Source organism: Arthrobacter zhaoxinii, assembly GCF_025244925.1.
Lineage (GTDB): Bacteria > Actinomycetota > Actinomycetes > Actinomycetales > Micrococcaceae > Arthrobacter_B > Arthrobacter_B zhaoxinii.
This window is the reverse complement of the sequence record NZ_CP104275.1, coordinates 1780290-1791832: the sequence shown is the minus strand read 5'-3', so window position 1 is coordinate 1791832 and position 11543 is coordinate 1780290. Positions and strand designations below refer to the sequence as shown.

Sequence of the window (11543 nt, the reverse complement as noted above, 5' to 3'; positions counted from 1 at the left end):
ATATCCGGGGGCCATTCCTTTGGGTATTTCTACCGGTACTGCTTGCCGCCTAGGCTTCGCCGGCGAAGCGCTGGAGCAGTCCCAGAGCCACGATGACCACGCCCCAGGAAATGGCCAGTGCCACCGTGAAGCGGTTAAGGTTCTTTTCCGCAACACCGGAGGACCCAAGGCTGCTGGTCATGCCGCCGCCGAACATGTCGGACATGCCGCCGCCGCGGCCCTTGTGCAGCAGGATGAGCAGCGTCAGCAGCAGGCTCGTGATGGCAAGGAGCACCAGCAGGACGATCTTCAGAATTTCCACTTAGGGCCTTTCGGGTGACTCAGGGAATTGGAGACGCCGCTGCGGCGCCCTTCAGCTGCAGTTCAGTCAGTCACCAGATGTTGTTCGAACCTGACAATATTAGCAAATTCGCCCACATCCAAACTGGCGCCGCCCACCAGCACGCCGTCCACGTCCCGTTCGCCCAGAATGCTTGCCGCATTGGCGGCCTTGACCGAGCCGCCGTAGAGCAGGCGGGTCTTGGCAGCTACGCTGTCGTCGTACAGATCCGCGATTTCGGCACGGATGGCCGCGCACATTTCCTGTGCGTCGTCGGGACCCGCCACTTCGCCCGTTCCGATGGCCCAGATGGGTTCGTAGGCAATGACGAGGTTGGAAACCTGCTCGGCGTTCAGGCCGGCAAGGTCCTTGCGGACCTGCGCAAGGGTGTGCAGCACGTGGTCGCCCGCCTGGCGGACCTCAAGGCCTTCGCCTACGCAGAGGATGGGCACCAGGTTGTGGCGGTAGGCGGCCTTGAGCTTTTCATTCAGCAGCTCGTCGCTCTCACCGTGGACGGACCGGCGTTCGCTGTGCCCCACGAGGACGTAGCTGCAGCCGAGCTTGGCGAGGAACTGGCCGGAGATGTCTCCGGTAAAGGCGCCGGAATCGTTCGGCGAGAGATCCTGCGCGCCGTATTCCACCTTCAGCTTGTCGCCGGCCACCAGGGTCTGCGTGCTGCGCAGGTCGGTGAACGGAGGGAACACCACAACCTCCACGCGGCCGTAGTCGTGGCGTGCGTCGCTCAGCGTCCATGCCAGCTTCTGCAGCAGGGTGATGCCCTGGACGTGGTCCATGTTCATCTTCCAGTTGCCGGCGATCAGGGGTGTGCGGTCGAACTTGCCGTTCGTGGAGGTGGTCATGGTTACTCCGGTTTCTTGCTCGCGGTGCACCGGCCGTTGAAGGCCGGGCGGGATGGGACATGCAGGTGCGGGCCCGCTTATGCCAGCGGGCCCGCACCATTGGTTTTACTTGTCGAGGACGGTAAGGCCCGGCAGGGCCTTGCCTTCCAGGTACTCGAGGCTGGCGCCGCCGCCGGTGGAGATGTGGCCGAAATCGGCTTCCGAGAAGCCGAGCTTCCGGACGGCTGCCGCCGAATCGCCGCCGCCGACCACGCTGAAGCCGCTGGAGTCCTTCAGCCCCTGGGCCACGGCACGGGTGCCGTTGGCAAAGGCCTCGAACTCGAACACGCCCATGGGGCCGTTCCAGAAGATGGTCTTCCCGCCGCGGATCCGCTCGGCGAACGCTGCCGCGGAATCGGGACCGATATCCAGGCCGAGGCCGGAGGCACCGAAACGGCCGTTCTCCATGGCATCGGCAGGTACGGTCTCGACATCTGCGTCCGCAGCGAACTTATCCGCCACCACAATGTCGGTGGGGAGGACGAATTCGCAGCCGACCTCCTTGGCACGGCTGAGGTAGCCCTTGACGTTTTCGATCTGGTCTGTCTCGAGCAGCGAGGCGCCGACGTTGTAGCCCTGCGCCGCCAGGAACGTGAAGACCATGCCGCCGCCCACCAGGAGGTAGTCCGCCCGGTCCATCAGGTTCTCGATCACTGCCAGCTTGTCGGACACCTTGGAACCGCCCAGGACCACCACGTACGGCTTCTCCGGGTTCTCGGTGAGGCGTTTGAGCACCTCGACCTCGGTATGCACCAGCCCGCCTTCATAGGCGGGCAGCGCCTCGGCAACATCGTAGACGCTGGCATGCTTCCGGTGCACGGCACCGAAAGCATCGTCTACGTAGGCGCCGTTGTCCCCGGTCAGGGCTGCCAGCTCCCCGGCCAGGGCCTGGCGCTCGGCGTCGTCCTTGGAGGTTTCGCGCGGATCGAAGCGGATGTTCTGCAGCACAAGAACGGACCCGGCGGCCAGCGAGCCGGCCAGCCCGCGGGCACTGTCGCCTACCACGTCTTCGGCGAACTCCACCGGGAACGGGGAGAGCTCGGCGAGGCGGTCGACGGCGGGACGCAGCGAGTACTTCTCCTCCGGCTTGCCCTTCGGGCGGCCGAGGTGGGCCATCACAATGACCTTGGCACCGTGCTCCACGAGGGTCTGCAGGGTGGGAATCGACGCCCGGATACGTCCGTCGTCGGTAACCCGGCCGTCGTCGAGCGGTACGTTCAGGTCCGAGCGGACGAGGACGTACCTGCCGTCGACGCCTTCGCTGACCAGGTCGGGGAGAGTTTTGACAGTCATGTCTACCTTTGCGTACTCGGTTGATTAAAGCTTTGAGGCTACAAGCTTGGTGAGGTCCACGAGGCGGCAGGAGTAGCCCCACTCGTTGTCGTACCAGCCCACAACCTTCACCTGGTTGCCCATCACGCGGGTCAGGCCGGAGTCGAAGATGCACGAGGCAGGATCGGTGACGATGTCGGAAGAGACAATCGGCTCGTCCGTGTAGCGCAGAATGCCTGCCAGCGGCCCGTTGCCTGCGGCCTTGTAGACATCGTTGATCTGCTCCACCGTGGCTTCCTTGGAAACCGTCACGGTCAGGTCGGTGACCGAACCCGTGGGCACCGGAACGCGCAGCGCGAAGCCGTCCAGCTTGCCGTCGAGGGCCGGCAGGACCAGGCCGATGGCCTTTGCGGCTCCGGTGGTGGTGGGCACGATGTTCAGGGCTGCAGCGCGGGCACGGCGCAGGTCGCGGTGCGGGCCGTCCTGCAGATTCTGGTCCGCGGTGTACGCGTGGACGGTGGTCATCAGGCCGCGTTCAATGCCGAACGCCTCGTGGAGGACCTTGGCCAGCGGGCCGAGGCAGTTGGTGGTGCAGGAGGCGTTCGAAATGATGTTGTGGGACGCGGGGTCGTAGTCGCCGTCGTTGACACCCATAACCACGGTCAGGTCGGCGCCCTTGCCCGGGGCGGAGATCAGGACCTTTTTGGCGCCGGCGTCGATGTGCTTTTTGGCGTCCTCGGCCTTGGTGAAGAATCCGGTGGACTCGATGACGATATCCACGCCCAGATCGCTCCAGGGAAGGTTCGAGGGATCCCGCTCGGCGAGGACACGGATGGTCTTACCCCCGACGACGATGTTCCCCTCGCTGACTTTGACGTCGGCCCCCAGACGCCCGGTGACGGAATCGTACTTGAGGAGGTGGGCGAGGGTCTCAGGGCTGGTGAGGTCATTCACGGCGACGATGTCGAGGTCGGCGTTCTGCTCCAGGGCGGCCCGGAAGTAGTTGCGGCCAATACGCCCGAATCCGTTGATTCCAACACGAGTAGTCACTGTTCTGTCTCCTTGAGTAGGGGTTCAATCGAGAGCTGTGTGACCTCAGGGTAAGAAGCCACCGGACTGACTGCGGCCTGACACTTCCGCTTGGGTAAACCCTTCCGGCCGCGGCGCCGTGGCCCTGTCCGCCCGGTGCCGGAAAGCACCGGGCGGGACCGGACCTACGGATTTATCTTACGCGTCACAGTCTCCGTACGGACCGGGGCGCCCGCAGAATATGCGGCTTTCCGGGGAACTAGGCCGGGATGATGAGGCTCTTGGCGCCGGTGCGGGCGGCCTCGAAGCGGGCTGCGACGTCGGCCCAGTTCACGATGTTCCACCATGCCTTGACGTAGTCGCCCTTCACGTTGGCGTAGTCCAGGTAGTAGGAGTGCTCCCACATGTCGAGCATCAGCAGGGGGATGGTGCCCACGGGAACGTTGCCCTGCTGGTCGTAGAGCTGCTCGATGACCAGGTTCTTGCCCAGCGGTTCGTAGGCAAGGATGGACCAGCCGGAGCCCTGGATGGAGTTGGCCACGGCGTTGAACTGGCCGCGGAAGCCGTCGAAGGAACCGAAGAACTCGTCGATGGCTGCTGCCAGTTCGCCTTCGGGCTTGTCGCCGCCGTCCGGGGACATGTTGTTCCAGAAGATGCTGTGGTTGGTGTGGCCGCCCAGGTGGAAGGCCAGGTCCTTGGAGAGCTTGCCGATGGTGCCGAACTCGCCCTTGTCGCGTGCTTCAGCCATCTGGGCCAGGGCCGTGTTGGCGCCGGCAACGTACGTGGCGTGGTGCTTGTCGTGGTGCAGTTCCATGATGCGGGCGGAAATGTGCGGTTCAAGCGCCGCGTAGTCGTACGGCAGTTCCGGCAGTGTGTACTCGTTCACGAAAATCCTCCGTTGGTGTCGGATCAATGTTCCGGACGGAATTCCCATCCGGAAACTCATCGTGCTGCCGAAAAAGGCAGCAGGCTTAGTCCATCCTATGCAATAACGTTATTCATCCAACATTTCCGGAGTGACACTGGACTCGGTACCCGGAATCCCCAGCTCGGCTGCGCGCTTGTCGGCCATGGCCAGCAGGCGCCGGATCCGGCCGGCAATCGCATCCTTGGTCATGGGCGGGTCCGCCAGGTGTCCCAGCTCGTCCAGGCTGGCCTGCTTGTGCGCCACGCGCAGCTCGCCGGCGTAGCGCAGGTGCTCCGGGACGTCCTCGCCGAGGATCTCCAGGGCACGGTCCACCCGGGCGCCGGCGGCGACGGCGGCCTGCGCGGAGCGGCGCAGGTTCGCGTCGTCGAAGTTGGCCAGCCGGTTGGCGGTGGCCCGCACTTCCTTGCGCATGCGGCGCTCTTCCCAGACCATCAGCGCGTCGTGGGCGCCCATCCGGGTGAGCAGGGCAGCGATGGTGTCGCCGTCGCGGATCACCACTCGGTCCACGCCGCGGACCTCGCGCGCCTTGGCCGAGATGCCGATCCGGCGGGCGGAGCCGACCAGGGCCAGGGCCGCTTCGGGTCCGGGGCAGGTGACTTCAAGCGAGGACGAGCGGCCGGGTTCGGTGAGGGAACCGTGGGCGAGGAAGGCACCCCGCCAGACGGCCTCGGCGTCGGCCGCCGAACCGTTGACGACGACGGAGGGCAGGCCCCGGACGGGACGGCCCCGGGCATCGAGCAGGCCGGTCTGCCGGGCCAGGGATTCCCCGTCCTTGACGACGCGCACCACGTAGCGGTTGCCGCGGCGCAGTCCCCCGCCGGAGACGACAATGATGTCGCTGGCGTGGCCGTACACCTCGGCGATGGCAGCACGCAGCCGGCGGGCGGTGGATGCCAGGTCCACCTCGGCTTCAATGACGATGCGGCCGGAAATGATGTGCAGTCCGCCGGCAAAACGCAGCATTGCCGACACCTCGGCCTTGCGGACTGAGGACTTCTTCACGTCCAGACGTGAAAGTTCCTCTTTTACTGCTGCGGTTAACGCCACAAAAACACTCCTAATTCTCCCCAAATATATCGTGGAAGGCGGTTGCGAGGCGGAGCGGATCATGGATCGGACGCCCCGATGCTGCCCCCACCTTACCGAAGACCGGACGGCCGCCGAGTTCTGCTACAGCGTCCTCGAAGGCTCCTTTGTCCGCCACCACGGACGGGTCCACCAGCACGGCGTCCACCTTGAACTCCGGCGCGTAACGGCGGATAACCGCCAGATGGTCCACTGCGCTCATTCCCGACGTTTCGGTTGTCTCGTTGCTGAGATTCATGGTCAGGCACCGCTTTGCGGATGTGGCGCACAACGCATCGCGCAGCTGCGGCAGCATCAGGTGCGGCAGGACGGAGGTGTACCAGGAGCCGGGTCCCAGAACCACCCAGTCGGCACGGTCGATGGCCTCCAGTGCGGCCGGGCAGGCCGGGGCGTCGACCGGCAGGAGCCGGACGTCGGCGACGTTGCTGCGGGCCCCGGCGGCGGCGAGGCTGGCCTGGCCGCTGATGGTTTCAAGCACGTCTCCGGCCGCCGTGCGGCGCAGCACGTCCCCTTCAATGGTCAGCGGCAGCGTGGACATCGGCAGCACCTGGCCGCGGGCGCCCAGCAGCGCACCGGCCCACTGGAGGCCGGCGACGGGGTCCCCCAGCAGCTCCCAGAGCGTCACGATCAGCAGGTTGCCGAGGGCGTGGTCATCCAGGGAGCCTTCGACGCCGGGCTGGGAGCGGAAGCGGTGCTGCATAACGTCGCGCCAGGTGCGCCCCCAGTCGGTGTCATCGCAGAGTGCCGCCAGCGCCATCCGCAGGTCCCCGGGCGGGAGGACGCCCAGCTCACGGCGGAGGCGGCCGGAGGAGCCGCCGTCGTCGGCAACCGTGACAATGGCGGTGAGGTCGGTGGTGAGCAGGCGGAGGGCCGAGAGGGACGAAGACAGGCCGTGTCCGCCGCCGAGGGCGACGATTGATCCGGCCTTGTCCCCGCTCTCCCGTCCGCCCTCGGGAATCAGGGGCAGCGGTCCGGTGAGGAAGGACACTATTCGCGCCCCAGATCCCGGTGGTGCGAGCTGACCGTCACGTGGGGAAGCTGGTCCAGCCGCTTGGCCAGTTCCTCCGTGACCGCAACGGAGCGGTGCTTGCCGCCCGTGCAGCCGACGGCGATGGTGGCGTAGTGCTTGTTTTCGCGGCGGTAGCCGTCAATCACGGGTTCCAGGGCCTCAACGTAGCGGTCCAGGAAATCCGCGGTGCCCTTGGCCTGCAGGACGTAGTCGCGGACGTCCTCATCCAGCCCGGTGTGCGGGCGCAGCTGCGGGACCCAGTGCGGATTGGGGATGAAGCGGACGTCGGCCACGTAGTTCGCGTCCACCGGCAGGCCGTATTTGAAGCCGAAGCTCATAACGTTCAGGCGCAGGACAATCGGGCCGGACTCCGTGAACAGCTCGGTGACGGTGGTGGCCAGGGCATGGACATTCAGCTTGGAGGTGTCCACCACGACGTCGGAGGATTCCCGCAGTTCCGTCAGGACCTCGCGTTCGGCGGCGATACCGTCCAGGATGCTGCCGTCACCCTGGAGCGGGTGCGGGCGGCGGCCCTGTTCAAAGCGGCGGACCAGGGTGGAGTCGTCGGCGTCCAGGAACAGCAGCCGGTAGCCGACGCCGGCCGCGCGCAGGTTCCGCAGTGCCTCGCGGATGTCCTGGAAGAGCTCCTTGCTGCGGACATCGATCACCACGGCAAGCTTCGGGATGGACTGCGGCATCCGGGACACCAGTTCGGTGAGGGTCCCCAGCATCAGCGGCGGCAGGTTCTCCACGACGTACCAGCCGTGGTCTTCCAGAGCGTTGGCAGCAGTGCTGCGCCCGGCACCGGACATGCCCGTCACCACGAGCAGCTCCGATTCCTCGGGTTTGACTACGGTTAACCGGTCCTCTTGCGTCATTGCTGTGGTCCCATTCTGATTGCCCTGCTTTTTGAAGAAACTCCGAACGTTTCGAAGCCGACACGCCGGTTTCCAAGCCTAGCTAAGTTTCCAGGATTTCGCCGGTGGCCATATTGACCGCCGGCACCCCCGCCGTTTCCTTGTCGGCCAGGCGGCTGCGCAGGTTGGCGGCCATGGCCGGTCCGATACCCGGAACCTCCCGCAGCTCGTCCTCGGTGGCAGCCCGCAGTTTCTTTACCGACCCGAAGTGCTTGAGCAACGCCTGCCGTTTGGACGGTCCCAGTCCGGGCACCTCATCGAGCAGGGACGCAGTCATGGACTTACCCCGCTTCTGCCGGTGGAAGGTGATGGCGAAGCGGTGAGCCTCATCCCGGACGCGCTGGAGCAGGAACAGCGCCTCGGAGGCACGCGGGAGGATCACCGGGAAGTCGCTGTCCGGAACCCAGACCTCCTCCAGGCGCTTGGCCAGTCCGACCACCTGCACGTCGGTGATGCCCAGGTCTGCCAGGGCTTTCGACGCCGCCGCCACCTGCGGCTGGCCGCCGTCCACCACCACGAGGTTCGGCGGGTAGGCGAACCTGGCCTTGACTGCCGGGGTCAGGGTGTCGGTCAGCGGCTGGACGTCGCCGTCGCCGCCGCGCTCGTCCGGCAGGTCCACCGGGGCATCGGGATCGGCGGCGGGGTCCGCGTTTTCGGCCAGGTAGTTGCGGAAACGGCGGGAAATGACGTTGTACATGGAGGACGTATCGTCGCGTGCGGCGTCGCCGGTGATGGAGAACTTGCGGTAGTCCGATTTCTTCGGCAGGCCGTCTTCCGCCACCACCATGGAGGCAACCACGTTGGTTCCCTGTACATGGGAGATGTCGTAGCACTCGATGCGCAGCGGCGGCGAGGGCAGGTCGAGGGCTTCCTGCAATTCCTGCAGGGCGGCGGAGCGGGTGGTGATGTCCCCGGCGCGGCGGCTCTTGTGCAGCCGCAGGGCATCCGCGGCGTTGCGTGCCACGGTCTCCATCAGTGCCTTCTTGTCACCGCGCATCGGCACCCGGATGTCCACCTTGGCTCCGCGCAGCCCGCCCAGCCACTCGGCGAGTTCCTCGGCGTCCGGCGGGAGGACCGGCACCAGGACCTGGCGCGGAATCCGGTCCGTGGAGTTGGCCTCCCCGTAGACCTGCTGGATCAGGTGCTCCACCAGGTCCGAGGTGTCATTGTCTTCGACCTTTTCCACCACCCAGCCGCGCTGGCCGCGGATGCGTCCGCCGCGGACGTGGAACACCTGGGCGGAGGCTTCGAGTTCGTCTTCTTCCAGCGCGAAGATGTCTGCGTCGGTGTCTTCGCTGAGCACCACGTTGTTGCGCTCGAACACCTTCCGGAGCGCGGAGATGTCATCCCGGAGCCGGGCGGCGGTTTCGTAATCCAGTTCCGCGACGGCGGCCTGCATTTCCTTTTCGAGGCTGGAGATGAAGCGTTTGCCTTCGCCGGCCATGAAGTCGCACAGCTCGGCGGCGAGCTCGCGGTGGTCCTCGGGGCTGATCCGTCCCACGCAGGGGGCCGAGCACTTGTCGATGTAGCCGAGCAGGCACGGCCGGCCGGTGCGTTCGGCACGCTTGAAGACGCCGCTGCTGCAGGTGCGGACGGGGAAGACGCGGAGCAGGGTGTCCAGGGTTTCCCGGATGGCCTTGGCCGGATAGAACGGTCCGAAGTAGCGGGTGTCCTTGCGCCGGTCACCGCGCATAACCTGGGCGCGCGGGTACTTCTCCCCCATGGTCACGGCGAGATAGGGGTAGGACTTGTCGTCCCGGAACATGATGTTGAACCGGGGATTGAATTCCTTGATCCAGGTGTACTCGAGCTGCAGCGCCTCGAGCTCGGTGCCGACCACCGTCCATTCGACACCGGCGGCGGTGTGCACCATGGCCCGGGTCTTGGGCAGCAGCCCTCGGGGGTTCGCGAAGTAGGAGTTCAGGCGGGAGCGGAGGTTCTTGGCCTTGCCCACATAGATGACCCGGCCGTGCTCGTCCCGGAAGCGGTAAACGCCCGGTGCCGTGGGGATCTCCCCTGTTTTCGGCCGGTAGGTTGCTGGATCTGCCACTTCTCCATCCTACGTTCGACGGCGGGCTGCCCCGGACGCGCGTGCGGGGTTTCGCGGGGCGCTGAACCCCCGGGTGCTATCCCTGCGTTTTTTGTCGGACGTCCGTTATATGGTCCTTCTATGCCCAATGTTTCGCTGCCCAAAGGGGCAAATGCCCTCATCGCGTCGCCTGTTCACCGCGGACTCCGGATGGAGCTTCACTGGACGGCGCAGTCCGGCACCCAGGAGGTGGACCTGTTCATCCTCCTACTTGATGCCAACAGGCGGGTAACCACCAACGCGGACATTGTCTTTTATAACCAGCCGGATTATCTGGGCGGTGCTGCCCGATATCTAGGGAGAAGCGATACCGCAACCGGGCATGCGCACAAAGCGGAGATTTTTCTGGACCGCCTTCCCAAGGAGGTCCATACCATTGCGGTGGCGGGTGCCTTGGATTCTGAAGAGTCGCGATTGGGCGGACTATCCTCGCTGGAGCTCACTCTGTCTGCAGACTCTGGAACCCTGTTCAGCATCCCATGCGAGGGTTTATCCACTGAACGCGTTGCCGTTGCGGGTGAAATCTACCGGCGTAACGGCGAGTGGAAGGTCCGCTCGGTATCGCAAGGGTGGACTGGAGGGCTCCCGGATCTGCTCAGGCACCACGGGGCGGTCCTTGATGACGGCTCAGCGGAGCAGAAATCTGCCGTCGATGGCTCGGGCGTGGTGAATCCCCCGGCTTCTGTTCCTGAGCCGGATCCCGCAGGGCTCGCGCACCTTCAGGACCTGAACCACCAAATTCGTGAGCGGGAAGCCGTATTAGCAGAGCTCGAGTCGCGGATAGTTGAAACACGTGAGATCAACCTGCTGCAGGATCTGGGTATCTATGACTTCGCCCATCCGCTCGAGGACGCCGTCCAGTACAAGGACCGCTTGTCTCAGCTAAGGGCCTCCATCAAGGAAGTTGTGAAAGAACGGGCGGTCACCGGGGCTACTAATTGGGCGGTCAACGGAGACATAAAAAAGGGTGCCCAGATGGTAAAGGAACAGTGCAAGCTGATGTTGAGGGCCTACAACGCCGAAGCGGACAACTGCGTACGCACCGTCCGTGCTCACTCGCTTGACGCAAATACGTCACGGCTTGAACGTGCAAAAACGTCCATTGAAAAACTCGGGAAGAGCATGGCGATTGCGATCACCGACGACTATCACCGGCTGCGGTTGGATGAGTTGAAGCTGACTGCTGACTACCACGCGAAGGTAGCCGCTGAACGTGAAACCCAGCGTGCCCTCAGGGAGGAAGCGCGCGAGCAGGAAAAGGTGGAGAAAGAGCTGCAGAAGGCACGCGACAAGATGGAGCAGGAGCGTGACAAGTACCTTGCAGCGCTGGCCATCGCGGTCGACAGCGGTGAACCCGACGCCGTCGCCGCCATGCAACAGTTCGTTGAGGAAGCGGAGGCCAAGCTTCGTGACATTGAAAACCGTCAGGCCAACGTGCGCACGGGTTATGTCTACGTCATCTCCAATCTTGGCGCCTTTGGGGACCGCATCGTGAAAATCGGGATGACCCGGAGGCTCGAGCCCACTGAACGCATCCGAGAACTGAGTGGCGCCGGCGTACCGTTCCTCTACGACATACATGTCCTTTTCTTCAGCGAGGACGCGGCGGCCCTGGAGACCCAACTCCATCGGGAATTCGAGTCCCGGCGGGTGAATAAAGTCAATCTCAGACGTGAGTTCTTCTATGCTTCCCCTGCAGAAGTCAAAGAAGCGGTCAAACGGCTGGTGGGCGTAACCACTCTGGAATTCAAGGAAGAATCGGAAGCCAGCGAGTTCAGGCTCAGCCTGTCACTAACGGAAGGTGTGTAGTGGGATTTAAGAAGAGCACGTCAATCAGACTGATGCCGGGGGTGACCGTTCGAGTTTCCAACACAGGTGTCAGTGCCTATGCAGGGCGGACAAAGGTGGCTGGAACATCTGCGTCGTCACGAAGGCCTGCCGCGCGGACCGCTCCTCGCCGCAACCCTGCGCCGGCTCCCGCGACCAGGCCGGCGC

At 64.7% G+C, this 11543-nt stretch carries 10 protein-coding genes; 1 reads left to right on the top strand and 9 read right to left on the bottom strand.

The window, feature by feature from the left end; all coding sequences use genetic code 11:
- Positions 1 to 49: 49 nt before the first annotated feature.
- From secG to uvrC, 9 genes are all read right to left on the bottom strand, one after another.
- Positions 50 to 301 (bottom strand): preprotein translocase subunit SecG, encoded by a 252-nt coding sequence (secG, locus tag N2K95_RS08345; protein ID WP_255792108.1) that lies wholly within the window; start codon positions 299 to 301, stop codon positions 50 to 52.
- Between the two features lie 62 nt (positions 302 to 363).
- Positions 364 to 1179, bottom strand: a complete 816-nt coding sequence (gene tpiA / locus N2K95_RS08340; protein ID WP_260651197.1) for a triose-phosphate isomerase — start codon at positions 1177 to 1179, stop codon at positions 364 to 366.
- 105 nt (positions 1180 to 1284) lie between these two features.
- On the bottom strand, positions 1285 to 2511 hold the full coding sequence (locus N2K95_RS08335) for a phosphoglycerate kinase (protein WP_260651196.1): 1227 nt from the start codon (positions 2509 to 2511) through the stop codon (positions 1285 to 1287).
- A 24-nt stretch (positions 2512 to 2535) separates the two neighbouring features.
- The gene (gene gap / locus N2K95_RS08330; RefSeq protein ID WP_260651195.1) at positions 2536 to 3540 is read right to left on the bottom strand and encodes a type I glyceraldehyde-3-phosphate dehydrogenase; all 1005 of its coding nucleotides are present in this window, start codon (positions 3538 to 3540) and stop codon (positions 2536 to 2538) included.
- 238 nt (positions 3541 to 3778) lie between these two features.
- On the bottom strand, positions 3779 to 4405 hold the full coding sequence (locus N2K95_RS08325; protein WP_260651194.1) for a superoxide dismutase: 627 nt from the start codon (positions 4403 to 4405) through the stop codon (positions 3779 to 3781).
- A gap of 108 nt (positions 4406 to 4513) precedes the next feature.
- Positions 4514 to 5494, bottom strand: a complete 981-nt coding sequence (gene whiA, locus N2K95_RS08320) for a DNA-binding protein WhiA (protein WP_255792114.1) — start codon at positions 5492 to 5494, stop codon at positions 4514 to 4516.
- A gap of 10 nt (positions 5495 to 5504) precedes the next feature.
- Positions 5505 to 6521, bottom strand: a complete 1017-nt coding sequence (locus tag N2K95_RS08315) for a gluconeogenesis factor YvcK family protein (RefSeq protein WP_260651193.1) — start codon at positions 6519 to 6521, stop codon at positions 5505 to 5507.
- Positions 6521 to 7420 carry an RNase adapter RapZ gene (gene rapZ / locus N2K95_RS08310; protein WP_260651192.1) on the bottom strand — a complete coding sequence of 300 codons (900 nt, stop codon included), beginning with the start codon at positions 7418 to 7420 and terminating at the stop codon, positions 6521 to 6523. The genes N2K95_RS08315 and rapZ overlap by 1 nt, the downstream gene beginning before the upstream one ends.
- An 82-nt stretch (positions 7421 to 7502) precedes the next feature.
- A complete protein-coding gene (uvrC, locus tag N2K95_RS08305; protein ID WP_260651191.1) occupies positions 7503 to 9509 on the bottom strand; it encodes an excinuclease ABC subunit UvrC in 2007 nt (668 codons plus the stop codon).
- 120 nt (positions 9510 to 9629) lie between these two features.
- Between uvrC and N2K95_RS08300 the strand changes: the two genes are divergently transcribed.
- Positions 9630 to 11357 (top strand): DUF4041 domain-containing protein, encoded by a 1728-nt coding sequence (locus N2K95_RS08300; RefSeq protein WP_260651190.1) that lies wholly within the window; start codon positions 9630 to 9632, stop codon positions 11355 to 11357.
- Positions 11358 to 11543 lie beyond the last annotated feature (186 nt).

What these genes read in the sequence shown, in the direction of transcription:
- tpiA (WP_260651197.1), bottom strand. Translation starts at nt 1,179, where the DNA reads ATGACCACCTCCACGAACGGCAAGTTCGACCGCACACCCCTGATCGCC.
- N2K95_RS08335 (WP_260651196.1), bottom strand. Translation starts at nt 2,511, where the DNA reads ATGACTGTCAAAACTCTCCCCGACCTGGTCAGCGAAGGCGTCGACGGC.
- rapZ (WP_260651192.1), bottom strand. Translation starts at nt 7,420, where the DNA reads ATGACGCAAGAGGACCGGTTAACCGTAGTCAAACCCGAGGAATCGGAG.
- N2K95_RS08300 (WP_260651190.1), top strand. Translation starts at nt 9,630, where the DNA reads ATGCCCAATGTTTCGCTGCCCAAAGGGGCAAATGCCCTCATCGCGTCG.